The organism is Bacillus sp. 3a (genome assembly GCF_017161885.1).
Taxonomy (GTDB): domain Bacteria; phylum Bacillota; class Bacilli; order Bacillales; family Bacillaceae; genus Bacillus; species Bacillus safensis.
In genome coordinates, this window is record NZ_CP067376.1 from 1793264 (window position 1) to 1818576 (window position 25313).

Here is a 25313-nt window from a genome sequence, read left to right on the forward strand (position 1 = left end):
ATTTACATGCTCCTCGCTTTCTCTCACTATGTTAAGCTATGAATAGACATTGATAACTGGAAGGTGAAACAAGTGAAGAAAAAGTGGAGTGATTTAGTGACAGATTACAAGCAGTACGCTTTTATTTTGCTTGCTGTCAGCACCTTTTTATATATTGGTACGATCTTACCGAACCAGCACATCGAAGCATCTCCAAAAATGCTGATGATCGGAATAGATTGTGTTTTCTTATTAGCAGCTTTTGTTTGTGTTAAACGAGCGATTTTCTTTCAAAAGAAACTGCAAGAATTAGATGAAGATTAATTCGAAAGCCTCCTCATTTGCCTGAGGAGGCTTTTTTTATTGTATTGGATAATCGGACAAGAATAACTGTAGAAATTTAGTCAAAAACACAAAATTCATCTATATTACTAAAAACAGGTTTACAAAATGGTGCTTGCTGGATATACTTACAAAGTAATTAAAAAATCGTAAAGGAGGCTGAAGAATATGTTATTCGTATCTACTTGTGATCAATTCAACCAACAATTTCATCATGTCATCAGCCTGTGGAAGAGTTCGTGTCCTTCCTTTGCCTTATACGGTGCACGCTTCAAAACTGTTTAAGTAAACGAGGATTTCACACGTATCATCCATTGCAGGTTGGAAGACACTGTCTTTTGATCTGCATTTTTGTGTGCCCGCAGGTCAACTGATAAAGAAGATCTGCGGGCTATTTCGCGTGCTGCGAACTGAAGGGAGGTGAGCGTATATGACAATCCATTTATTTTTTATTACTTTGACGATTAAGCGGAAATACAAGGACATTGAGACCGTTCTCTACGAACAAGAAGTCGAAACAATTTATGAAGAAATGAAACAGAAACAACTAAAGTATATGAACTAAAACAGGAAATGAAAAATGTGAAAAGGAGGAGATTGACATGTTTATGATGCTTGCCATGCTTGATTGTTATACGATGGAGAAGGACCAGGTTTAGACACGCTCCACATTGATCACCTGCACATATGATACCGTAAAAGGTGATTGTGAGGTGATCAATGAATGTCGATGTCACCATATATGAGATTTCCGTCTGTGGGGCACGGGTATGCATCTATTCCGCATTCCTTAAAGCACGGATACGGCAATCCATACCGCATGCAAAGAGAGCAAGAGGAAATGCTCAGACGTTATATGTATCAGTACCGGACTTATTGGTATTAAAGAAAAGGAGCAGGAAACCATGACGTTTCCTGCTCCTTTTACGTTAGCAAATCCAGCTTGCACCAATGATGATCAACAAAATGAACAGTACAACAAGCAATGCGAATCCGCCTGCAAAACCGCCACCGTAGCCACCGCAGTAGCCTCCAGAATAACCGCCAAAGCCCATAATCTAGCACCACCTTTATCTAATCAAGATACATTTATAAATTATGCAGCTCATGCAGAAAACGAAATCAATCTGAGCACAAATAATGAAAACGCCTATTCAGGTTAAAAAATTTTCACTTTCTGCGAAACATTTTCTGAAAAGGAGCGTCTTATAAGAGACAAATAAATTAGGACTAGGTCTTAATTTTTGTTAGGTGAGAGCCGATATGAAAAGTAAGAAAATTTGTAAATAGTTTTATTTACTGGTGAAAAGCAGGTGTTAACATTGATTCAAAGCTGGATTGGAAAACAGATGAGGGAACCAAAAGGCTTGTTCTCAAAATGGGTTGCCCGCTATATGGAAAAAAATCATCATAATATCAATGAATGGACGATTCAACTCTTAAATATACAAGAAAATGACCGAATTTTAGAAATTGGAACTGGAAGAGGCATCACCTTATCAAAGGTAGCTGAAAAACTTGACCGCGGAAAAGTATATGGAGTGGATGCCTCTCGCCATATGATTAAATATGCAAAAAGAAAACATAAGAAGCTTGCGGAACAGGACAAAGCCGTCATTACGCTTGGTAAGGCTGAGCAATTACCTTTTGAAGACAGATCATTCAATAAATTATTTACGGTGCAGACAATCTATTACTTGAAGGATATTCAGCAAGTCATGAAGGAAGTGTACCGCGTCCTTCAAGTGGATGGAGAAGTATTTTTATCTTTCCAAAAGCAGGAGCTGATCAACGAACAAAAACGGTCAACATCTTTTTCATCGTACAGTGAAGAAGAGATCAGCCGTCTGTTTTCAGCATATCACTTTAGAGAAGTATCGGTTTATCACTATGATACATACATCTGTATCAAAGCCTTAAAATGATGAAAATATTTCCCAGGTAATGAACAAGCACTCAAAAAAGAGGCTCTTCGTCAGAGGAGCCTCTTTGCCTGCAATAAAAAATAGCTCTTCATCAGAAGAGCCTTTTGTATGTGATATAGGCGCCAGCCAGGTGTGTAAGGAATGATAGTATATATAAGGAATTTGTTTGTCGATTAAGGATACCTGTCTGGCTTATTTCTTATATCGACACCGTTCTGCAAAAGTTTAGCTTTTTTTTCAATATTTTCTTTTTTATTTCGCTGAAAGACACATTTTTCTTTCTCACATAGACATGTGCCTCCCTCTTTTTCACATAATGTGCTGTTTGAAGAAGGAAATTGCTTAAGAAATAGAGAAAATTGTAGAGACTTCATTTTTAAACAAAAGGGAGGAATGAAATCATGTCGGGAAACAAAGGTGTCGTTTATAAAGGAGCAGGAAAAGTAGCAGTTGAGGATATTGGATACCCTGATTTGGTCTTAAAAGACGGCCCGGGTGTACCTAAAGCCAATGTGGGGCGCAAATGTGAGCATGGCGTCATTTTAAAAGTAGTGACGACGAATATTTGCGGAAGTGATCAGCACATGGTGAGAGGGCGTACGACTGCACCTGAAGGACTTGTCCTTGGTCATGAAATTACAGGTGAAGTCGTGGAAGTTGGGCGAGATGTAGAGTTTATTCAAAAAGGAGATCTCGTGTCCGTTCCGTTTAATATTGCATGCGGACGCTGCGTCATGTGTAAGGAACAAAAAACCCATGTGTGCTTAAATGTAAACCCGGACCGCCCAGGCTCTGCCTATGGATATGTAGATATGGGCGGATGGGTTGGCGGCCAATCCGAGTATGTCATGGTTCCATATGCAGATTTTCAACTGCTCAAATTTCCAGACAAAGATCAAGCGATGGAAAAAATACTTGATCTCACGATGCTTTCCGATATTTTCCCGACAGGTTTTCATGGTGCTTATACGGCTGGAGTAAAGCCTGGTTCGACCGTATATATTGCAGGTGCTGGGCCAGTAGGTCTTGCAGCAGCACATTCGGCTCAACTTCTTGGCGCATCTGCTGTGATTGTTGGAGATCTGAATGAGCAAAGACTGGAACAGGCAAGAAGCTTCGGCTGTGAGACGATCAATCTACGAAAACATGATCGAATCGGCGAACAAATTACGAATATTTTAGGGGAGCCAGAAGTTGATTGTGCCGTCGATTGTGTCGGCTTTGAAGCTTCGGGTCATGGAGACCAGGGAGAAGCACCAGCAACTGTTTTAAATACGATTATGGATATTACCAAAGTTGGCGGCAAGCTTGGAATTCCAGGGCTTTATGTCACAGAAGATCCAGGAGCAGTGGATGCCGATGCAAAAGTCGGTTCTCTGAAAGTGCGAATTGGACTTGGCTGGGCGAAAGCTCATACCTTTGTGACAGGTCAAACCCCTGTTATGCAATATCATCGCAGTCTAATGAAATCCATTTTAAGCGGTAGAGCACAGATCGCTAAAGCCGTCAATGCGACCGTCATTGACCTTGATCAAGCCCCTAAAGGATATAGTGACTTTGATTCGGGTGTGGCGAAGAAATTTGTCATTGACCCGCACGGGATGCTTTCTCGATAATTTTTAACATGAAAGGAGCCGCTCAATAAAATGGGACGGCTCTTTATTGTGGAAAATCACATAGAATATACAAATCCATTTCAAGGGGGAGGAATTAGATGAATTCAGATCAAGCCAAAAGAAGGGTTGTAGAACAATTTGGGAGAAATGCAGAAAAGTATGTGACGAGTCAAACTCATGCAAAGGGAGCAGACCTGGATCTAATTGTTGAATGGACAGCTCCAGAAGAAAGCTGGATCGTCCTCGATATAGCAACTGGTGGCGGGCATACCGCAAAAGCATTGGCTCCATATGTGAATCAAGTATTTGCGACGGATTTAACAAAAGAGATGCTTTCGCATACATCACTTCATTTAAAAGCGTATCCACAAATTTTTTATGTAGTAGCGGATGCAGAAAGCCTTCCTTTTTTAGATGGCACATTTGATATGGTCACATGCCGAATTGCAGCACACCATTTCCCGCACCCTGAACAGTTTGCCAAAGAGGCATCTCGCGTATTAAAGTCAAATGGTCTGTTTTTCTTTATTGATAATGTTTCGCCAAATGATGAAGAGCTTGCACTATTTATCAATGAGCTGGAAAGATTGAGAGACCCAAGTCATGTGTCCTGTCTATCTAAAGAACAATGGCGGGAATTGTTTTATAAAGAGGGAATAAAAGAAGTAAGATCAATGGAACGAAAAAAACGTTACCCTTTTCAAGAATGGGTCAAGCGAACAACAAAAACTTTAAAGGAAGAAGAGATCGTTACAAAATACATGTTAGATGCTAACGAGAAAATAAAGCAATATTATAGATTGAACATGACAGAGGATCAAATAGAATCAATAGAGGTGGATGACTGGATTGCTCTTTTCAGGAAAGAATAAAAATGTCGATTAAACTTGCTGGAAAAAGCAGGATCAAACATTTGTGAGTGGTGACCCCCCTCCTGTGCTGTAATATGACTGAAATTAGTATTTGATCCGCATATATTGATTAAAAAACTTACAAGAACCCCTTGTAAGTTTTTTGTGTTTTCAACATTTATAAAAGCCTGTACTATTCTCCTGCATTCCGTAACATGTTAAAATGAACAGATTGGAAATATTAATATTTAGTAGAATTTTATACCATATATTATAATTTGATTGGATGGTAAATATTTTTAGGTTTTTTATGTGAGAAAACGATATGCCGAATAGAGGAGAGAGATAGGTTGCTAAAAGTACATGACATTAAGAAAAATTATGAGAATCAGCAGGTATTAAAAGGGGTAACCTTTCACTTAAAAAAAGGAGAATCATTTGGTCTATTGGGACCGAATGGTGCTGGGAAATCCACATTAATTGGCATCTTGACAGGGCTTATCCGAGCAACTAGCGGCTCTGTAACGATTGAAGGTTTAGATTTAAACAAAGAAACAAATAGAGCACAGCAAATGATTGGTATTGTCCCGCAAGAGATCGCGTTATATTTACATTTGACAGCAAAAGAAAATTTAATATTTTGGGGGAGAATGTACGGACTCAAAGGAAAGGAGTTAAAAAGCAGAGTACAAGAAACACTTCAGTTAATTGGTCTTGAAGATAGAGCAAATGACAAAGTGAAAGTATTCTCTGGAGGAATGAAAAGAAGAGTGAATATCGGATGCTCGATTTTGCATCAACCGAAACTATTAATCATGGATGAACCGACTGTAGGTATAGATCCACAATCAAGAAATCACATACTAGAAACAGTAAAAATGTTAAATAATGAAGGGATGACAATTATATATACTAGTCATTACATGGAAGAAGTCGAATATTTATGTGAAAGAATGGCTATTTTGGACCACGGATCGATCATTGCAATGGGGGATCAACATGAATTAAGTGAGCTTGTCGGCAATCAAAGGGAAATTATTTTTACTATTAAACGTGAACATGGACAGAGCGAAATAGATCGTGTGTGCCAATACATACATGATGAAGATCCGTTAAAGGAAATCGTGATTCATGGAAATCAAATTAAAATATTTGATCAACATCCTCAGCAGCTATTAAGTCGTCTCATTCAAGGTGTGACTGCATTAAATGTTCAAATTATTTCAGCAGAAATCGTAGAACCAAACTTAGAAAATGTTTTTTTATATTTAACTAGTAAAAAATTGAGGGATTAGGCTGTTTGGAGGTGAGCATATGAGCACTTGGGTTGTACTGAAAGATCTATTATTGTTTTTTAGGGATAAGAAAAGCTTTTTTACACTTTTTTTTATGCCTATCATATTAATTGCTATTTTAGGTGCAGCATTTGGAGATAACATGCAGAAAGATAGTGAAATCAGGATCAATTCATTTCGAGTAGGAATAACAGATCAAGATAAGTCAGCTACAAGTAAAATGTTTCTTTCAACAGTGTCTAAGAGTGAACTAAGTGACATATTTGATGTGAAGGTCACCTCGAAAAATCAGCTAGAGAAAGATTTAAATAGTAGAGACATTACAATGGGGATAATCATCAAGCCGAATTTTGAAAAAAGCCTATTGAATCATGATCATGTGCAATTGAATATTTTGAAAGGGCCTAATTCAAACTTACAGGAAATGGTTCTGGAAAATGTGGTTTTGCAATTCTTTCAAAATTATCATATGAATCGTATTCTGGTGCCGTTGAATCAAGGTAAAGAAGTGGAGATCGTGTCTGATCAACTGAAAAAAGACCTGGTGAACGAGAGAAATATTCATATTAACAGCCAGCCGATTACATCCTTCCAATACTACGCAGGCGGGATGGGTGTGCTTTTTTTATTAATGACTGTTGTTTTTCTAGTTGGAAGTATGATAGAGGAAAAAGAGGAAGATGTTTATAAAAGGCTGATTGTATCAAAATTAAGCAATACTAGTTACATCGTTGGGAAGTTATTAGGTATTGTTTTGATGAGTATGATTCAACTTGCGGTCATTATTTTATTTACTAGTTTTGTCTTTAAGGTGAACTGGGGAGAGCCTTTTACTGTTGTGATGATCGGATGTAGTTTTATATTAAATGCTGCGGGTTTCGGGGTGCTGATTGGTTCTTTTATCAATAGAGAAAAAACGTTTAACAGTGTAGGGATTTTAGGAACTCAAGTGTTAGCTGCTTTAGGTGGGAGTATGGTGCCCTTATACTTATTCCCGCAATGGGTGATTGATATCAGCTATTTTTTACCTAATTCTCTTGCACTTCAAATGTTTTTGAAAAGTATGGCAGGTGCTGATTTTAGTGAAATTCAAAGCGGATTATTACTTAGCTGTGGGATGGGACTAGCTTTCTTCATCATTGCTTTATTAAGAATGTCTTTTGAAAGGAAGCATCGTTATGCATAAAATATTAGCCATTATAACGTTAAAGTTAAAAGAAACATTAAAGTCCCCATTGACCCTCATTTTTTTATTTGTTATGCCAATCGTATTTAGTTTTATCTTTGGAAGTACCGCATCTGATTCAAAGAAACCTACAGTTGCTTTTATTCTAGAGCCTAGTCAAGGGAAACTGGATCAAGAAATTTTCCAAATTCTTGAAAAAAACACCAAATTTCTCTGGGTAAAGTCGACTGAAAGGGACGCAAAAGATTTAGTATCTGAAGAAAAGGTAGTGGCGTCTGTGAAAGTCGCAAACCAATTAAAGTCCCATCTAAAAGAAAATAAAGAAATTTTTGATGTGACAGTTTATAAGAAAACTGAAGAATATGCAGTCTTATCTCCTTATTTAAAAGAGACAGCTACCATCATTTATCAAATCAATCAGGGTGTGAAAGAGCAGAAAAGTGTTTCTCTCACTAATGCATTGAACAAGTTAAATGAATCTGGCACCATTTCATTGATTGAAAAAAATCAAGATGATCAAGCAAGCCAGCAGCCAAATTTAATACCGCTTGGCTTTACCATTATGTTTATGATGTTTGCGATTTCAAGCTCTGTGTCATCTATTCATTTGGAATATAAAGATTATACATGGCAAAGATTGCTTTCGAGTCCAATTCATAAAATATATGTGCTTCTGGGCTATTTAGTGGCTTATTTCCTCCTTGGATGGATACAACTGGGTGTTCTTTTGACTGTCTTATCTGTGTTCTTTCATGTGTACTTAGGCAACGTAATTCTTATTCTAGTGTTTGGATCATTTGTTATAGGGCTAGTCGTGAGTTTAGGTTTTATGATTGCCACCTTATCTCATACAAAAAAGCAAGCTGAAGTATTTAGTGCAATTGTTATTGTAGGATCGTGTATGCTGGGTGGTATTTATTGGCCTTTAGATATCGTTCCAGACATTATGAAGAAGATCTCTTTGGCTATACCGCAAACGTGGATGATGTCTGGTTTTGGTGAGATCATGAGTGGTACGGTCAACCAATCAATCTTATTATTAGACATAACAGTTTTAGCAGCTTTTACGATTGTTTTTATGGTGATTGGTTTGAAAAATATTAGATCCTATTAATCATTTTTCTTCATTCCATTTGAGTTTTAAAAAAATCCCTCTATTGCTCTCAATTGCGATAAAGGGGTTTTTTATTCATGCGTACTCCTCAAAATGATATGATAGACGACAACATCTCATGGAGAAAGGATTGGATGAATGATGAATTTTCAACATAAAACCGTCATCATCACAGGTGCAGCCAATGGTATTGGTGAAGCGGTCGCCTGCGGTTATGCAAAAGAAGGGGCGCGTGTGGTGCTTGCGGATATAGATGAAGAGAAGGGGAAGCGTTTGGATGAGCAGCTGAGAAAAGAGTCCTTTGAAGTTTATTTCATTAAAACAGATGTGAAACAGGAGAAGGATATTCAGCGCTTAATGTCGTTTGCGGTGGAGCACTGCAAAACAATTGATATTCTCATTAATAATGCCGGCGTCATGTGCACTGCATCGCCTTATGAGTTAACGGTCGATGAGTGGGATCATGTGCTGCATACAAATGTAAGAGGGACTTTTTTATGCGCTAGAGAAGCAGCACGTTATATCAAAGAGAATCCAAACGGCGGTTCCATTGTGAATATTTCATCTACCCGTGCGGCCATGTCAGAGCCCTATACAGAAGCATATGCTGCATCAAAAGGCGGCATTTCCGCGCTTACTCATGCCTTGGCAGTTTCTTTTAGTCAGGATCACATTACGGTAAATAGCATTTCCCCTGGATGGATTGAAACGAAAGATGGGAAAAGTCTTCGAGAAATTGACCATCAGCAGCATCTTTCCAATCGAGTCGGCACGCCAAAGGATATTGTGAAAGCCTGTTTTTATTTAACAGATGAAGACAATCAATTTGTGACCGGCACAGATTTGGTTGTTGATGGGGGCATGACTAGGAAAATGATTTATGCGGATTAACATGAAAAAAACATTGACGCTTTGATCGAGGCGCAGTACAATATGTAACAATTCAGCTGAAGATCGTGATGAAAAAAAGACACAGCGCAAATAGAGAAGAGTACATCATAGCTGCCCCACACAGAGAACTCCGTGAAGCTGAGAAGGAGCTGGGAAGCATGATGGAACCAAGCCTCTTAGCTCTGCACCGGATTCCCTCGGATGGTGGTGCAGCGAACTTCTCCCGTTACAGAGAAGGGTGAATGATCACCCGCTAAGGTTCATCTGGCAACAGATGAATGAACTGAGGTGGCAACGCGGAGTAAATCCCGTCCTCAAGACAGATATGTCTTGGGGGCGGGATTTTTTTTATGACAAATAGGGGGGACAATGATGAAAAAACATTGGCGGGATATGAGTATTTTACTTGGAGCCATCGGGATTGCGAACATAGGAGAATGGATTTATATGATTGCCCTCCATCTGCTTATTTTTCAAGAAACGAGCTCTGTACTTGCTGTAACAGCAGTTTATTTGCTAAGACCGGCTGCTGCTCTTTTGACCAATAGCTGGTCCGGCAGTTTGATTGACAGGCTGAATCAGCGGAAAGTGATGATCAGTTTAGATATTACCCGTGCTCTGCTCATTGCATGCATCCCTTTTGCCTTATTTTCAGGACATCTGCTCATTCTGTATGTCATGGTGTTTTTCATACAGATGGCACAAGCGATGTTTCATCCAGCGTCGATGGTGTATATGACAGGACTCATCCCGGCGGATAACCGAAAACGGTTTAATGCCATTCGCTCTTTATTACAATCCGGTGGATTTTTACTTGGGCCCGCAGCAGCAGGTCTGCTCTTTCTCATCGGGACGCCTGTTCTTTCAATTTATGTAAATGCCATCTGCCTGTTGATATCTGCACTGTTAACGATGTGTTTACCGAATTTGCTCAAAACAGATGCTGCCCAAAAGCGGTTTTCCCTTTCAATGTTAAAAGAGGATGCAAAGCTTGTTCTGCGATTTAGTCTGACGTCACGCCAGATCATGACGGTATATTTATTATTTAGTGCGGCGATAACGGTCCTTCCTACGGCCATAGACTCACTTGAAACAGCCTTTGCAAAAGAAGTATTGATGCTGACTGATACACAATATGGCCTTCTTGTCAGTATAGCTGGAGCGGGTATCATTGCAGGGGCAAGTCTTAATTCGGTCATTGTTGAAAGGCTGTCAGTTTCGCTGATGCTTGGAATCGGCAGTTTGTTTGTGGCGTTTGGCTATCTTATTTATGCATTTTCCAGCAGCCTAGTTGCAGCTGCCGGTGGATTTTTTATATTAGCCTTCTTTTTAGCATTTGCGAACACAGGATTTATGACGTACTATCAAACGAATATTCCTGTGGAGGTGATGGGGAGGGTAGCCAGTTTTTATGCTTTGGTTGAAGCTATTCTAACGATGACCATGACAGGAATATTTGGCGGACTCGCTCATATTTTATCGATCAGAATCTCCGTCATCATTGGGTGTATATGTATGCTTCTTATCTGTCTATTGTTATGTTTTGTCATCTTTCGTCCATTGACTGTCAAAAAAATAGTGCATCCTACTTAGAAAATTAAAAAAATTATGTTATCATTATTTAAGTAAGTTAATTAAATTGATGAGAAAAGGAGTCTTACAAATGAAAGCACTACGCTGGCACGATCAAAAGGACATTCGACTAGAGGAAATTGATGAACCAACAGTTGCTCCAGGAAAAGTGAAACTGAAAGTAAAATGGTGTGGCATTTGCGGTAGTGATTTACATGAATATTTAGGCGGACCGATCTTCATTCCTGTGAATGAACCTCATCCACTTACAAAAGAAAAAGCACCAATTACACTGGGACACGAGTTCTCTGGTGAAGTTGTTGAAGTAGGAGAAGGCGTGAGCAATTATAAAGTAGGCGATCGAGTGGTTGTTGAACCTATTTTTGCAACTCACGGCCATCAAGGTGCTTATAACTTAGATGAAAACATGGGCTTTTTAGGGCTTGCCGGAGGCGGCGGTGGATTCTCTGAATATGTATCAGTCGATGAAGAATTACTTCATTTATTACCAGACGAAATCTCATATGAGCAAGGCGCGCTTGTCGAGCCTTCTGCGGTTGCTTTATATGCGGTTCGTTCTAGTAAAGTACAAGCTGGGGATACAGCGGCTGTGTTTGGCTGCGGACCAATTGGTTTACTTGTCATTGAAGCATTAAAAGCAGCTGGTGCTACTGATATTTATGCAGTTGAATTATCAAAAGAACGTCAAGAGAAAGCAAAAGAGCTTGGAGCGATCATTGTAGATCCTTCTCAGTATGAAGATGTTGTTCAAGAAATTGCTAGCCGCACAAACGGTGGCGTCGATGTTTCTTTTGAAGTGACAGGTGTACCTGTTGTATTGAAGCAAGCAATCCAATCAACTAGAATTTCAGGCGAAACAGTCATTGTAAGCATTTGGGAAAAAGGCGCTGAAATTATGCCGAATGACATTGTCATTAAAGAACGTACAGTAAAAGGAATTATCGGCTACAGAGACGTATTCCCATCTGTATTAAACTTAATGAGAAAAGGCTATTTCTCTGCAGACACACTCGTCACGAAAAAAATCAAGCTGGACGATGTGATTGAGGATGGCTTCCATGCATTAATCAATGAAAAAGATCAAGTGAAAATTTTAGTCAGTGCTGAATAAGTAAGATAACAAAGAGGATGGCATAAGCCATTCTCTTTTTTTATGTGATCAGGTCATTTTCATAATGAGAGCTGCGGTTGAATAGTGATAAGTGAAAAGATGTTTTTGATAAGGGAGATGACATCATGTTTTATCACATCAAAGAATTGCAATATGAAGCAAAGCCCTCAAAACCTGATCCGCTTTACGCGAAAAAGCTGCAAGAAGTATTAGGCGGTCAATATGGTGAAATCAGTGTGATGATGCAATATTTATTTCAAGGGTTTAATTGCCGGGCAGACCAAAAATATAGGGATTTATTATTTGATGTTGGGACAGAGGAAATTGGTCATGTCGAAATGCTGGCGACAATGATCGCACGTCTACTTGATAAAGCACCGGTAAAAGAACAGGAACAGGCGTATCAAAGTGATCCAGCACTTGCAGCTGTTATGGGCGGAATGAATCCGCAGCATGCAATTGTTGCCGGTTTAGGGGCGATGGCAGCGGATAGTCAAGGGTATCCTTGGAATGCCAAGTATATCATTGCAAGCGGAAATTTAATGGCTGATTTCAGGGCCAATTTAAATGCAGAATCACAGGGCCGTCTTCAGGTGACAAGACTTTACGAAATGACAGATGACCGCGGCGTCAAAGATATGCTCTCCTTCCTCATTGCTCGTGATACATATCATCAAAATATGTGGCTTGCGGCAATTAAAGAATTAGAAGAGCGAGAAGGGGATGTCGTCGTACCAACCACCTTCCCTCGTTCATTAGAAAAACAGCAAGTATCCTATGACTTGTTTAACTTCTCAAGAGGGGAAGAAAGTAAGCAAGGCAGATGGGCACATGGTCGCAGTATGGATGGAAAAGGAGAGTTCAGATATATTTCTGCACCTGTCGTTTTCGGCTCTGCACCAAAGCTCAAACCCGCACCAAAAGAACTGTTTAACACACCAAAAAAGGGTGAATAAAAAAGTCGATCAGGTTTTTGTGCCTGATCGACTTTTTAACGTCCGAGAGTTCTTCCGTATACGCTGACACGTTTCTCTAATAATGCAAAGGCTAATTCAAAGACAATGCTCAGCATCCAATAGATCAAAGCAGAGACGAGATAAGTTTCTAAAAACTGATAGCCGTCATTTGCAATGATCCGGGAAATACCCATGATTTCGAGCACCCCAATTGTAAACGCAAGAGATGTCGCTTTTAATAGCTGAACGAGCTGATTGCCTAGGTTTGGTAAGGCCACAACAAATGCCTGCGGTAAAATAATGCGTATCATCGCCTGACGTGTGGTCATGCCTACAATTTTTGCCGCTTCAAGCTGCCCTTTGTCTACTGCCAGAAGTGCACTTCGGACCACCTCTGTTAAATGAGCGGCTGAATGCAGGCTGAAGGTAATAAGAGCAACGGCTAATGGGGAGACCATATCCGGGTGAAAGGTCAGCCCAAATGTGCCGCTCATGTTACTTAGAACAAAAGGAAGCCCATAAAAGAAAGCGAACAGTTGAACAATAAGCGGCGTACCTCTAAAAAAGGAGACGTAGAGCGTAACGAGCTGTCTGAGTACAGGGATGCGAAAGAGACGAATGAAAGCAAAAACAGATCCGATCACAAGACTCACAGCCATGGAAACTAGTGCAATTAATAAGGTGAAAGGAACACCTTTTAGAATATGTGGTACTTGGTCAATCGCAAATGGAATATCAATGGTTTGCATCAAATCGCCTCCTTAACGTGACAGGCTGGTGCGGCCTTTTACAAATTTCTTTTCAAGCAGCATGGTGACTAGTTCAATGCTCATACAAATGAGCCAGTACACAATCGCGATGATCACATACACTTCAAACATGCCGATTCCATAGTTATTTCCTAAGATGATCTTCACCTGTCCCATCATATCGATGAGTCCGATCGTAAAGGCAATCGCCGTGTCTTTCACAAGATCAATGGTGTAATTTCCGAGGTTTGGCAGGGCAATGAGAAAGGCCTGCGGGATAATGATCCTGATCAAGGCCTGTGTATCTGTCATCCCAACAATGTAGGCGGCTTCCAGCTGATCCTTCCCAACAGACGAATACGCACTGCGAAAAACTTCAGATAAATAAGCCCCCGTATGTAAAGAGAACGTCATCATCACAAATAACACACGATCCCAATGATTGATTTGAATCCCTGCCACAAGTAAAAGCTGGGGCAGGCCAAAATAAATCAAGAACAACTGAACAATTAATGGCGTACTTCGTGTAAAAGATAAATAAATAATAGCCAATTGCTTCAGCACTGGGATTTGTTTAATACGAATGCATGCAAATAAGAGCCCTATTATGATGGCGAAAAACAAAGACACTGCAATAATGAGAAAAGTGAGTGGCAGGCGTTCAAGCACCTGTAAAAAGATTCGCAGCCAATCTCCAGCTGTAAACGTCATGATGCTTCCTTCCTTTCTTCATATTGATAGCCTTGCTCTGAGATGTAGTCAATATCTTGAAAGAAATCAACCCCAAACCACTTTTTGGCAAGCTTAGGCAATGTTCCATCATCAATCATCTCTTTTGTAACCCGGTCCAAATCTGCTGCAAGCTGTTTTTGACTTGGCTGTAAGACAAGATAGATCGGCTCCTTTGACACAATCCCGCCCACTTTGACCTTCAGGTTCAGATGCTTTTGAATGGTATCAAAGGTCGAAATATTCATAAAGGCCGCATCGGAACGTCCGCTTTCAACGCGCTTTAAGTTGAGTTCATTTGAAGGGCTTTCAATGGTTGTCAGCGGAATATCTGGATCATGTTCTTCATTATATTGATTTAAAATGGAACGTAATCCACCGCTAGGACTGACAGGAGCCAGCTTTTTAGATGTCATATCGTCAAGCGATTGAATATCCCGGTTTGATTCATTCACAATTAATCCTGTCATCGAATAGCCATACGGAACTTTAGGGTAAAGAAACCGTTTTTCACGTTCAGGGTTACTGAAAAACCAATTAGCTGCCATTTCAAATTTCCCAGCGCCAACACCAATAAGGTTGGATTCTTCTTCGCCAAAGATGTAATCAAAATGTATGTGCGGAAGTCTTTTTTCCACTTCATTTAAATAATCAATGTTATAGCCAATCGGTTCGTTTCGGTCATTTGTGGCTAAAAAGGGTGGATTGACCTCTGCACTCAGTGCGACTTTTACAATTTGTTTTCCATCATCTGTTGTGGTTTTCACACTGCTGCAGCCAATCAGAGAGAGGAGAATCAGAAGGACACCAGCTGTCATGAATGCTGTCTTTTGCTTCATATGTCTTCCTCCGATCTTTGCCACATTCCGCGATGAATCCTGGATAAAAATTGTTTTGTTCGTTCATGCTGAGGCTTCAAGAGGACGTCTTCTGGTGAGCCTTTTTCAACGATTTCCCCATCTGCCATAAAGATCACCGTATCCGCTACGTCTTTTGCAAACGAAATTTCATGCGTCACAATGACCATCGTCATCCCTTGGCTCGCAATATCTTTGATCATTTCAAGGATTTCTCCGACCATCTCTGGGTCCAGTGCGGACGTTGGTTCATCAAACAAAAGCACCGCAGGATTCATCGCAAGAGCGCGGGCAATTCCAATCCGCTGCTGCTGACCGCCAGATAATTCACTCGGAAATGCATCCTTTTTATGTAGCAGTCCAATCCGCGATAAAAATTGCTCTCCAACCTTTTCTGCTTCTTTCTTAGACATGTTTTGGGACACAATCAATCCCTCTGTAATATTTTCAAGTGCTCGTTTATTTTGAAACAAGTGATAATGCTGAAATACCATGGAAGATTGCTGCCTTAGTTTTAAAAGATCTTTTTTATGATATCGTTCAAATTGAATCGTGGCTTCTCCAACAGTCAGCTCTCCTTTGTCTGGAATATCGAGGCTGTTTAAACTGCGGAGAAGTGTTGTTTTTCCTGATCCGCTCGGTCCAATAATTGCGACCACTTCACCTTCTTGTACGGTGATATCAATGCCTTTTAACACATGGGTCTGCCCATAAGATTTATGTAGATTAGTAGCTGAGATCATAAAAGCATCACGTTCCTTTGACAGATGTACTTAATATTGATAAAATTTAACACATTAAATCCTATAAGTAAAGTGTGTTTTATTTATTCCGATTGGAAAAATGAGATATCATAGATTGTGAGAAACAGAGGAGTTGGATACGTTTTGTCTAAAGCATTATTTGTCGATACCGATTTTCAAAAAACATGGCTCAATCAGCTGGAATCTCTTCGTGAAACGATCGAACAAAACGCAAAAAAACATGATGAAGGCGCTTATTTTCCTAAACAGAATATCGAATCATTAGTAAACATGGGATATACAGCCCTGTCTCTTCCCGCTGAATATGGAGGCGGGGGTCAATCTGTAACGGATATGGTTCTATTTCAAGAAACGCTTGGCAGCATGGACGGAGCGACTGCCTTATCAATTGGCTGGCACCAAGGAGTTGTTGGTGAAATTTATGAAAAGAAACTATGGAATGAGAAGCAGCTGCAATTCTTTGCGGAAGAAGTGAAGAAGGGTGCCCTTGTCAACCGCGCTGTAAGTGAGGCGCAGACAGGCAGTCCAACAAGAGGCGGCAAGCCTGGGACAACAGCGATGAAATCAGGTGATCGCTGGGTGATCAACGGACGTAAAATTTTCACTACGATGTCACCAGCTCTCACATACTTTTTAGTCGGCGTATGGATTGAAGAAAAAGAGGCGATGGGATTTTTCTTAATTCACCGTGATACAGAAGGTGTTTCTATAGAAGAAACATGGGATGTTGTTGGCATGAGAGGAACAGAAAGCCATGATTTAATCTTAGATCAGGTTTTGGTTTCAGAGGATATGCTTGTTGAAGTGCAAAAAGGACCTCGGGGCGGTACGTTAAACCCTTGGATCGCACATATTCCTTCCTGTTATTTGGGGATTGCGCAAGCGGCAAGAGACTATGCTGTTCAGTATGCCATCACCCATTCACCAAACAGTATCAGCGGAACGATTAGTGACCTGCCGAATGTCCAAACATTGATTGGCGAAATTGATTTACTATTAAAGCAAGCACGCCACGTCATGTATTCAACGACAACATTGTATGAAAAGCCTGAGAAAAGAGAGCTGTTAATCAATGAATTCGGTGCTGTGAAGCATACAGTCGTAAATCATAGTCTGCAAGTGGTTGATAAAGCCATGCGTTTAGTCGGTGCAAAAAGCTTGAGCCTAGACTGTCCGCTGCAGCGTTACTATCGAGATATTCGTGCTGGGCTCCATAACCCGCCAATGGATGATATGACGATTTCAAAAATCGCGAGGCAGGCCATAGAAGAGAAAAAAGAAAGCTAATCTGATCAGAAAGCCGGATGAAACCGGCTTTTTTTTATTTGACAGAAAAGAGGACAAGCGTACCTTATGCCTCATCACTCAGGCATGCTACAATCGATACAAATCATAGGAAAAGGAGCGGTTTTTTTGAAGAAAAAGCATATGAAATGGCTGTTTTCAGGCTTCATGTTGATGGCACTTTGTATCGGCCAGCCTTCATCAAGTGAGGGAACATCACCAGCGTGGTCAGTAGATGAATTCATGAAAGACCGGGAAGGCACATTTGTGATACAAGAAGTAAAAGAAAAATCGCCATGGGTGTATAACAAAAAAAGAGCGAACAAACGCTTTGCCCCACAATCAACATTCAAAGTGGCAAATGCCCTCATCGGACTCCAAACAGGCGCAGTGAGAGATGAATATGACATCAAATATTGGGACGGAGTAAATAGAGAAATTGATAACTGGAATAAGGATCATACACTGGGCTCTGGCATGAGAGATTCAGTCGTCTGGTACTATCAAGCCATGGCGCGTGACATCGGAGAAGAACGCATGAGCTATTGGGTGAAAGCCATTCATTATGGGAACGAAGACATATCAGGCGGAATCGATCAATTTTGGTTAAGCAGTTCGCTGCGCATTTCTCCAGTAGAACAAGTCCATTTCCTCAAACAGCTATATGAAGAAAGTCTTCCATTTGACCTGTCTGTCATGAGAAAGGTCAAACGAATGATGATACAAGAAGAAGAGAAACATACCACCCTATACGGAAAAACAGGCTCCGGCTCAGGCATCGGCTGGTACGCAGGCTTCATCAAACATGAAAACAAAACCTATATCTTCGCCACAAATATCGAAGGCACCGGGCTAGAAGCAAAAGAAATCACCTATCGTATTTTGAAAAAATATCATTTGATTGAAGCATCCGTTTAGGATGTTTTTGTTTTCATAAATCAAAAAATTTGACGAGTAAGAGTATAGATAATGATAGTTGAATAAAGAGTTGTCATATAAATTAGTGAATAGACAAACATAAATGATGCCCACTTCTCGGAATTCATTCGCTTGTAACCAATAATACTTAAACAAATCCATATAAGGCCTAAGAAAAAAGACAAAATCACAAGCCCTATGCTTAAAGAACGGAAAAGAAAACTGCTTAAGGTAATTGCTAAGATATAAAGATTCGTTTGCAAGTATGTTCTTTTCATTCCTTTTACAACAGGTAACATGGGAATGTTTGCTGCCTTGTATTCATTTTGCTTTCTAATAGCTATTGAGTAAAAATGCGGCATCTGCCAAATAATTGTAATGAAAAATAACCCCAGAATAGCTGGGTGTGAGATGTCTGGTGAAATAGCCGTCCAACCAATGAGAGGCGGCATTGCCCCAGAAATGCTACCAATTTCTGTGTTGTAAACGGTTTTTCTTTTACTCCACATTGTATAAGGGAAAATATAAAAAAGTAAACCAATCAATCCTATAATAGCTGCTACATAGGTTGTAAATGCTAAAAAAACCAATCCTAAAATAGACATTAAGATACTAAGCCATAGAACTTTTTTAAGATTGACTTCTTCTGTTACAGTAGGTCTGTTTTTTGTTCTATTCATCACGGAATCTATGTCCCTATCATACAAATTGTTTAAAGCTCCAGCAGCACCAATTAATAAAATTGAACCTGCAAATGCAAATAGTATCTCAATAGATTTATGAAGGATGTCAATTTGATAAGTGTATAATGCCAAGGTTAAGCCAGCACACATTGGGATTAAATTTGATTTAATGATTCCTGATTTAACTGTTTGAGCTATTATGTCCATTTTGGTTTTGTGAATTTTTTTCCCCATCTTTCGCATTGTTTTGCTCCTTTTTAATAGCGATTAATTATTTATGCTGTACAGCAAGATATATACCTTGTTGAACTTATATACTAATTGGTATATTAATTCTATATGGCGTGATTGTCAATATAAGGAGGTTAAGGAATGATTAGACAAAGAAAAACGCAAAGTGAAAGGAAAGATGAAACACGAAAATTACTCATAAATTCAGCAGTTGAGAATTTCGCCAAGTATGGTTTTCATGGGGTCTCCATTGATAAATTGGCAGAATGTGCGGGATTTAGCAAAGGGGCCTTTTATGCGCATTTTCATTCAAAGGAAGAGATCTTTTTGGCTCTATTGGAACAACAAATGCAATTACATGTAGAAAAAATCAATGCTTTATTAGCAGAACAGCCTTCTCTTTTGCACTTTCCTGAAAAAATGAATCAACAGTCTATTCAAAGACGTGAAGAAAATCGGACGTGGAGCCTGCTAAATATGGAATTTCTTTTGTATTCAATGAGAAATGAGGAAGCAAGGCGTCAGTGGTCAAATATGATCTTACAATCGGTAAAACAAATCTCTCAATCCATTGAGAATTTAATAAATAAAGAGAACCTTACATCTACTCTTTCATCTGAGGAAATGGCATGGACAATTCTTTCATTGGAAAATGGAATAGCAATATTTCACTTTATTAGTCAAGACCATATACCACATGATTTATTAGAAAAATCTTTAAAAAGAATAATTTCCTCTAAATAGAAATTAAATTTCCTTAGTTTGAATGTGGTGGAGATAGTGATTCTAGAAAGGGGGATTTTAAGAAGTGTATTTGGAAAATTTACAATTAATGTCAGATGACGATCGTGGAATTTTAGCTAGCCAATCCCTTTGTATTACTGAAATGTTTTTATACGAATTAGAAAAGAAATTTCAAAAGAAAGATTGTGAGGCTATTGTTTTGATTTGTGGATCTTTTAAAGACTACAAATTAATTAGTACTTCAAAAGATGAACCTGACATCTTATTTTTAAAAAATACGTACGAGCTGGAAGTACCCTTTAGTTATAGTGAATTTGAAAATGCAACCAATAAGAAAAAAATCTTAGCTGATACTTTGGAAAAATCGTTGCTATATCTGTGTGAATTAAAAAATGGGATAGTCAGCTAGTCAAAGCTACATTTAAGAAAATGAAAGAGAAGGAATATAAATCGGAAATTAAAGGCAAAACAAAACTGAGTACCGATAAAAAAGAAAGCTTACCCACTTATTGAATTAGATTTAAAGCAGTTTACTCTTTATCTTGTAGTTGAAGACAATAAAAGAAATATCTTAGATAAAAAAATTAATTGCTGAAACCGATACCTACTTAGAAGAAATTTCGTATCATATGCGAGAGTTTAAGTGGCTAACGGATAATGAAGTGGCACTTTTCAAACGTGCACATAAAACAGTTTATACAAGTATACGATTATAGGAAAGACCGTGTAGAAGTCGAGGGGAAAATTCAGGGTGTAATTGTGAAAAATACAAATAAGTATTATTGGAAATGTGCCTTATATTATGATATTCAATATAAGGCATATTTTTAGTTAATCAATTAAAGAAATAAATGATAACCAATGATGAATGTAATTCTAGGAGGTTACTGAGCATGTCTCTTTATGGTCTTAGAGGTTACTGATCCAAAAATGACTAAATTTTTTAACCTGATGGTAGATGTAGCAAATACACTATTGAAAGCATTTTTTCTTTATATTTTAAAGGTATGTTAATGGAGGAAATTATCAAATATAAATTCTATAGTTCGCTCAAATATTGGAGAAAATATAAGAAAAAGTTGATTTTCGTCATTCTGTTTTAGAGAGAAGGTAATTAATGTAAATTAAAAAAGAACTGGAATCAACAATACATTTGAATGTAAACTAACGATATTCATACTTTATAAAAAAATTGAAAGACTGATTATCTTAAAAGCATTGAGAGAAAGGTGTAAAGATCCATGAACATCAGCCAAGATAAAACAGCATTAATCAATGATTTGAAGCAGCGCTATCAATATTGTTTTCATTCAGATTACCCTGAAGAGATCCTATCTTTTGAGGAGGAAACTGGTCTGTGGTCCGATGATTTTTATGAATTTTTCACTCTTGTGACAGGCAGCTTAAGTTATGTGATCGATCATAAACGCATACCAAAAAAACAGTTAAACGTGCTGCGTCAGTCATTTGAAGAGCAATACCCTCAAATCAAATCATTTCAACACATCCTTGAATCGTATCCTTTATTACATTCCTATATTCAGTACCATGAAGAAACAAGAAAACGAATCATTGCATTTATAAGCTATGACATTGATTTTTAGATGGAAAAATCCAGAATCTAATTCCCGATTTCGATGTCAACCCTTTAGAGCAAATCAATGAATTTCACCACTTTAAGGAGTATAATAAATATTACGACTTGACCAATTGTTTTGCACGTGCACATCCCATATGAATTTAGTATTGATTGAATCGTGCTAGTTTCTCTACATATCTGCTACTCATGCTCCCCCATCCCAACACAGAAAGGTGCAATGACATTGAATCGAATCATGAAATGGCTCTTATTTGTGGCGGTCATCGCTGGTTTATTGGTATGCGCATTCTTTGTGTTCCGTTTCAACCAGCCTAAGCCGACAACCAATATCCATTATGCAGACACACAAAATAAACAGCAAACACTCGATATGTACATGCCAAAGGGCAAAGATGAAGACAAAAAGAAGAAGCATCCTGTGATGATCTATCTCCATGGCGGAGGCTGGACAGGCGGCGATAAGAATAGAGTCGCTTCAAAGGCTGATTATTTTACAGGTCAAGGGTATGTGTTTGTTTCGATGAATTACAGGCTTCACCCTGATGCTAATTACGAGCAGATGGCAGATGATACAGCAAACGCCATTAAATGGGTGAAGGATCATGCGGATGAATATCAAATTGATTCATCAAAAATCAATGTCATGGGTCACTCAGCGGGCGGTCATTTGACGGCGCTGGTTGCCACAGATTCGACCTACTTAAAACGTGTGGGGCTGTCGCCAAAAGCGATCAATTCCATCGTGATTTTAGATGGGCCGTTAAACCTCAATCAATTTATACAAGCCATCCCATCGTACAAAAAAGTCTTTGGCAAACAAGAGAAGAACTGGACAAAGGCATCACCTGTCACTTATATGAATCAAGCGAATGTACCGCCTGTCTATTTGGTGACGGGCTGGGAAAATCCTGAGGTGTACCGATTTGCAGAAAAACTAAATCATGATAAAGGCTCTCGGTTTGTTTTTCGGGTTCATACGCTAAGCCATAGTGACCTGAACAAATGGTTTGGATCAGACAGAGCGCCAAAAGAAGCACAAAAAATGACAGAGGCTGTGATGGCTTTTGTCAAAAAACAAAATCAATAACGAAGACCGTATGCTCGGGCAATTCTTTTTGCCGCAGTATAATGATAAAGTGGTTTGAAATTAAAGGAGTGTATGTTGTTGTCATCACGAATGGAAAATAAAGTGTTCAACTGCGAAAAAGAGCTGACGCTGAATATTATCGGCGGTAAGTGGAAAATGCTGATTTTATGGCATCTAGGCAGAGAAGGGACAAAACGTTTTGGTGAGTTAAAGTCGTTAATGCCTGGGATTACGCAAAGAATGCTTGTCAATCAGCTAAGAGAATTAGAGGAAGATCACATTGTGCACCGGGAGGTTTATCCTGTCGTCCCGCCAAAGGTTGAGTATTCTCTCACAGAACTAGGAGAAAGCTTAATGCCGATTTTAGAGGCGATGTATGATTGGGGAAAACAATATCTCGACAGCAATTTCTTAAAAGATGATAAATAGAAAGATGACCGATTGTAGGCAAAGGGCTAAAATAACTTTATTTTAGCCCTTTGCCTTTACCCTGAGATACTGGCCAAAAGACAGTATCTTTTTTGTAACCATATGCGGAAAAGTATAGTATGTAAAAAAAAAGTGCGTACTTGGATTGCGTTATTCCTGTTGTTATACTCATTTCATCGTTCAAGATGCATCATCCGCGGAGCTCTTGAAGATGAGATGATAAACGGGAGTGAAAGTTGATGAAATTACAATTAGCATTAGATTTAGTGAATATACCAGAAGCGATTGAGCTGATCAAAGAAGTAGAAGCATCCATTGATGTGGTCGAAATTGGGACACCTGTTGTGATTAACGAAGGGCTTCGTGCTGTAAAAGAAGTCAAGCAGGCTTTTCCGAATTTACGTGTACTCGCTGATCTGAAAATTATGGATGCTGCCGGTTATGAAGTGCAGCAGGCCTCCGAAGCAGGAGCAGATATCGTCACCATTCTTGCAGCGGCAGAAGATATGTCCATTCAAGGAGCGGTGAAAGAAGCGAAAGCAAGAGGAAAACAAATTCTAGTTGATATGATTGGTATCAAAGATATCGCAGGCCGTGCAAAAGAGCTGGATGCGCTTGGAGTCGATTACATTTGTGTGCATACAGGCTATGATCTGCAAGCGGTTGGTCAAAACTCATTTGCCGATCTTATGACGATTAAACAAGTTGTCAAGCAGGCAAAAACAGCGATTGCAGGTGGAATTAAGCTTGATACGTTACCTGAAGTCGTGAAATTAAACCCTGATTTAATCATTGTAGGCGGCGGTATCGCAAGCCAGGACAATAAAGCAGAAGTGGCTGCACAAATGAAGCAGCTGATCGCACAATCATGAAAACCAGCGACTATGTGAAAGCCATTTTAAATGAGCTTTCTGATCATTCGTCTGCCATTCAAGACGAACAAGCAGAGCGCCTGGTCACAAGTATTTTATCTGCACAAAAAGTCTTTGTGACAGGTGCAGGCAGATCTGGCTTGATGGGAAAATCGTTTGCGATGAGACTTACGCATATTGGCGTCAAGGCATATGTAATTGGAGAAACGAATACGCCTTCCTTTACAGAAGAGGATCTTTTGATTGTGGGGAGCGGCTCTGGCCGTACAGAGTCTTTACTGGTCCTTGCAAAAAAGGCAAAAGCAATTGGCGGAAAAGTGGCAGCGTTCACGCTTTCTGCTGAGTCACCTTTAGCTGATCTATCGGATGAAGTCATCTTATTGTCGGGTGCACCGAAGGATCAACAGGATGGAAACCATCATACCATTCAGCCAATGGGTTCACTATTTGAGCAGTCGCTTCTTCTGACATACGATGCGGTCATTTTAAGGTTAATGGAAATAAAAGAGCTCGACACACATACAATGTACGGTCACCATGCAAATTTAGAATAGTCATTTTCAAAGCCTTTCCTTTCTTAGAAGGAGAGGCTTTTTCATTTCAACCAAGATCAGAATCTTGACATCTTCTATTTGGTGTAACTATAATTGTTACATCGTTGAAGAAAAAGCGTAAACACGGAAGGAAGATGAACATGAAAGTACAAATTTGGTCAGATATCGCCTGTCCTTTTTGTTATATAGGAAAAAAACAGCTGGAAACAGCGCTAGAACAATTCCCAGAGAAGGATCAGGTAGAGATAGAGTTTAAAAGCTTTGAGCTTGATCCCCACGCACCTGTTGATGTCGATCATGACGTTCATGATATGCTCGTCAAAAAATATGGCATGAGCCGCAGCCAGGCCATGGCGATGAATGAGCAGGTGAAGCAGGCCGGCAAAGAGAAAGGAATCGATTTTCAATTTGATCCGCTCGTGTTGACAAACACCTTTGATGCTCATCGATTGGCACAATATGCTGGTCAAATGGGGAAAGGCGATTTCGTTATGGGAGAGCTGTTTCAAGCGTATTTTACAGATGGAAAGCATGTTGGGGACCGTCAAACCCTTTTAGAGATTGCAGAAAAAGCAGGTCTTGATGTGAAGGAAGTACAGCAAGTTTTGGGCAGCGAAGCATTTGGCGATCATGTCCGAAAAGATGAACAAGAAGCGAGACAGCTTGGGATCAATGCTGTTCCGTTTTTCTTGATCAATGACAAGTATTCAGTTGCAGGTGCGCAGCCAGCCGATACGTTCCTGGGTGCACTTGAAACAGCTTGGAAAGAGGAAGCAGCTCAAGCAGAGAAAGCTCCTGACAATGCGTTTGAAGCGGCATGTGCAGATGACGTATGTGCGGTGCCTTCCCCTAAAGAAGAGGCGTAATAGATATGTTCCCTATCTTTTTATAAGATGGGGATTTTTATTGTTTAAGGATGAGGGGAAACCCATGTCTTTCATTTCAGCGATCCG

29 protein-coding genes are annotated in these 25313 nt (G+C 39.4%); 23 read left to right on the forward strand and 6 right to left on the reverse strand.

The genetic code is table 11. The annotated features are described in order from the left end of the window. Positions 1-72 precede the first annotated feature (72 nt). The 3 genes from JJ692_RS08990 (at position 73) to JJ692_RS09000 (ending at position 1207) form a co-directional block, all read left to right on the forward strand. Complete coding sequence (locus tag JJ692_RS08990) at positions 73-303, forward strand: YrhC family protein (protein ID WP_073206443.1); 231 nt, start codon at positions 73-75, stop codon at positions 301-303. 448 nt (positions 304-751) lie between these two features. Next, positions 752-886 (forward strand): YrzI family small protein, encoded by a 135-nt coding sequence (locus tag JJ692_RS08995; RefSeq protein WP_065214597.1) that lies wholly within the window; start codon positions 752-754, stop codon positions 884-886. Between the two features lie 159 nt (positions 887-1045). Further along, positions 1046-1207: a hypothetical protein gene (locus JJ692_RS09000; RefSeq protein WP_155267112.1), complete on the forward strand. Its 162-nt coding sequence runs from the start codon at positions 1046-1048 to the stop codon at positions 1205-1207. Between the two features lie 43 nt (positions 1208-1250). Here the strand turns inward: JJ692_RS09000 and JJ692_RS19300 are convergent, their stop codons facing one another. Then, on the reverse strand, positions 1251-1376 hold the full coding sequence (locus JJ692_RS19300) for a YjcZ family sporulation protein (protein ID WP_008342643.1): 126 nt from the start codon (positions 1374-1376) through the stop codon (positions 1251-1253). Positions 1377-1643: 267 nt separating this feature from the next. Between JJ692_RS19300 and JJ692_RS09010 the strand changes: the two genes are divergently transcribed. The 10 genes from JJ692_RS09010 (at position 1644) to JJ692_RS09055 (ending at position 12859) form a co-directional block, all read left to right on the forward strand. Further along, positions 1644-2246, forward strand: coding sequence for a class I SAM-dependent methyltransferase (locus tag JJ692_RS09010; protein WP_024423098.1), 603 nt, complete (start codon positions 1644-1646; stop codon positions 2244-2246). Positions 2247-2647: 401 nt separating this feature from the next. Further along, positions 2648-3862, forward strand: coding sequence for a formaldehyde dehydrogenase, glutathione-independent (gene fdhA, locus JJ692_RS09015; protein ID WP_024423097.1), 1215 nt, complete (start codon positions 2648-2650; stop codon positions 3860-3862). Positions 3863-3960: 98 nt separating this feature from the next. Further along, positions 3961-4734, forward strand: coding sequence for a class I SAM-dependent methyltransferase (locus JJ692_RS09020; protein ID WP_073206441.1), 774 nt, complete (start codon positions 3961-3963; stop codon positions 4732-4734). 329 nt (positions 4735-5063) lie between these two features. Continuing rightward, the gene (locus tag JJ692_RS09025) at positions 5064-6008 is read left to right on the forward strand and encodes an ABC transporter ATP-binding protein (RefSeq protein ID WP_073206438.1); all 945 of its coding nucleotides are present in this window, start codon (positions 5064-5066) and stop codon (positions 6006-6008) included. Positions 6009-6027: 19 nt separating this feature from the next. Further along, on the forward strand, positions 6028-7194 hold the full coding sequence (locus JJ692_RS09030; protein WP_073206435.1) for an ABC transporter permease: 1167 nt from the start codon (positions 6028-6030) through the stop codon (positions 7192-7194). Beyond that, a complete protein-coding gene (locus JJ692_RS09035; protein WP_206534428.1) occupies positions 7187-8308 on the forward strand; it encodes an ABC transporter permease in 1122 nt (373 codons plus the stop codon). The genes JJ692_RS09030 and JJ692_RS09035 overlap by 8 nt, the downstream gene beginning before the upstream one ends. A 141-nt stretch (positions 8309-8449) precedes the next feature. Beyond that, a complete protein-coding gene (locus JJ692_RS09040) occupies positions 8450-9199 on the forward strand; it encodes an SDR family oxidoreductase (RefSeq protein ID WP_206534429.1) in 750 nt (249 codons plus the stop codon). A gap of 372 nt (positions 9200-9571) precedes the next feature. Next, positions 9572-10792 carry an MFS transporter gene (locus JJ692_RS09045; protein WP_206534430.1) on the forward strand — a complete coding sequence of 407 codons (1221 nt, stop codon included), beginning with the start codon at positions 9572-9574 and terminating at the stop codon, positions 10790-10792. A 70-nt stretch (positions 10793-10862) separates the two neighbouring features. Next, positions 10863-11903, forward strand: coding sequence for a 2,3-butanediol dehydrogenase (locus JJ692_RS09050; protein ID WP_025092841.1), 1041 nt, complete (start codon positions 10863-10865; stop codon positions 11901-11903). A 125-nt stretch (positions 11904-12028) separates the two neighbouring features. After that, positions 12029-12859 carry a manganese catalase gene (locus JJ692_RS09055; RefSeq protein WP_122631829.1) on the forward strand — a complete coding sequence of 277 codons (831 nt, stop codon included), beginning with the start codon at positions 12029-12031 and terminating at the stop codon, positions 12857-12859. 35 nt (positions 12860-12894) lie between these two features. On the opposite strand, the gene JJ692_RS09060 is transcribed toward JJ692_RS09055, so the two are convergent. From JJ692_RS09060 to JJ692_RS09075, 4 genes are read right to left on the reverse strand one after another with little or no spacing between them, the layout of a single operon-like run. Continuing rightward, the gene (locus JJ692_RS09060; RefSeq protein WP_122631830.1) at positions 12895-13608 is read right to left on the reverse strand and encodes an amino acid ABC transporter permease; all 714 of its coding nucleotides are present in this window, start codon (positions 13606-13608) and stop codon (positions 12895-12897) included. Between the two features lie 12 nt (positions 13609-13620). After that, positions 13621-14319, reverse strand: coding sequence for an amino acid ABC transporter permease (locus tag JJ692_RS09065; RefSeq protein ID WP_122631831.1), 699 nt, complete (start codon positions 14317-14319; stop codon positions 13621-13623). Beyond that, positions 14316-15176: an amino acid ABC transporter substrate-binding protein gene (locus JJ692_RS09070; protein ID WP_206534431.1), complete on the reverse strand. Its 861-nt coding sequence runs from the start codon at positions 15174-15176 to the stop codon at positions 14316-14318. The genes JJ692_RS09065 and JJ692_RS09070 overlap by 4 nt, the downstream gene beginning before the upstream one ends. Next, positions 15173-15937, reverse strand: a complete 765-nt coding sequence (locus JJ692_RS09075; protein ID WP_206534432.1) for an amino acid ABC transporter ATP-binding protein — start codon at positions 15935-15937, stop codon at positions 15173-15175. Before JJ692_RS09075 ends, JJ692_RS09070 begins: the two co-directional genes overlap by 4 nt. A gap of 144 nt (positions 15938-16081) precedes the next feature. On the opposite strand from JJ692_RS09075, the gene JJ692_RS09080 reads away from it, so the two are divergent. Then, the gene (locus JJ692_RS09080; RefSeq protein ID WP_206534433.1) at positions 16082-17245 is read left to right on the forward strand and encodes an acyl-CoA dehydrogenase family protein; all 1164 of its coding nucleotides are present in this window, start codon (positions 16082-16084) and stop codon (positions 17243-17245) included. A 126-nt stretch (positions 17246-17371) separates the two neighbouring features. Then, positions 17372-18160 carry a BPU family class D beta-lactamase gene (gene blaBPU / locus JJ692_RS09085; protein WP_103132055.1) on the forward strand — a complete coding sequence of 263 codons (789 nt, stop codon included), beginning with the start codon at positions 17372-17374 and terminating at the stop codon, positions 18158-18160. A 20-nt stretch (positions 18161-18180) separates the two neighbouring features. Here the strand turns inward: blaBPU and cyoE are convergent, their stop codons facing one another. Next, on the reverse strand, positions 18181-19086 hold the full coding sequence (gene cyoE / locus JJ692_RS09090; protein WP_103131916.1) for a heme o synthase: 906 nt from the start codon (positions 19084-19086) through the stop codon (positions 18181-18183). Positions 19087-19215: 129 nt separating this feature from the next. Here cyoE and JJ692_RS09095 point away from each other — a divergent pair, with 129 nt between their 5' ends. The 8 genes from JJ692_RS09095 to JJ692_RS09130 all read left to right on the forward strand — a co-directional run bounded on the left by JJ692_RS09095 (position 19216) and on the right by JJ692_RS09130 (position 25226). Further along, positions 19216-19818 carry a TetR/AcrR family transcriptional regulator gene (locus JJ692_RS09095; RefSeq protein ID WP_073206415.1) on the forward strand — a complete coding sequence of 201 codons (603 nt, stop codon included), beginning with the start codon at positions 19216-19218 and terminating at the stop codon, positions 19816-19818. A 64-nt stretch (positions 19819-19882) separates the two neighbouring features. Further along, positions 19883-20227, forward strand: a complete 345-nt coding sequence (locus tag JJ692_RS18940; RefSeq protein WP_241258034.1) for a hypothetical protein — start codon at positions 19883-19885, stop codon at positions 20225-20227. Positions 20228-21059: 832 nt separating this feature from the next. Further along, a complete protein-coding gene (locus JJ692_RS09105; protein WP_185853706.1) occupies positions 21060-21422 on the forward strand; it encodes a YxiJ family protein in 363 nt (120 codons plus the stop codon). A 213-nt stretch (positions 21423-21635) separates the two neighbouring features. After that, complete coding sequence (locus tag JJ692_RS09110; RefSeq protein WP_073206409.1) at positions 21636-22505, forward strand: alpha/beta hydrolase; 870 nt, start codon at positions 21636-21638, stop codon at positions 22503-22505. 72 nt (positions 22506-22577) lie between these two features. Then, positions 22578-22934, forward strand: a complete 357-nt coding sequence (hxlR, locus tag JJ692_RS09115; RefSeq protein ID WP_029708013.1) for a transcriptional activator HxlR — start codon at positions 22578-22580, stop codon at positions 22932-22934. 239 nt (positions 22935-23173) lie between these two features. Continuing rightward, complete coding sequence (hxlA, locus tag JJ692_RS09120; protein ID WP_024423080.1) at positions 23174-23806, forward strand: 3-hexulose-6-phosphate synthase; 633 nt, start codon at positions 23174-23176, stop codon at positions 23804-23806. Beyond that, positions 23803-24360 carry a 6-phospho-3-hexuloisomerase gene (hxlB, locus tag JJ692_RS09125; RefSeq protein ID WP_024423079.1) on the forward strand — a complete coding sequence of 186 codons (558 nt, stop codon included), beginning with the start codon at positions 23803-23805 and terminating at the stop codon, positions 24358-24360. Before hxlA ends, hxlB begins: the two co-directional genes overlap by 4 nt. A 140-nt stretch (positions 24361-24500) precedes the next feature. Beyond that, entirely contained in the window at positions 24501-25226 is a 726-nt protein-coding gene (locus JJ692_RS09130) for a DsbA family oxidoreductase (protein ID WP_185853705.1), read from the forward strand. The last annotated feature ends 87 nt before the right edge of the window (positions 25227-25313 follow it).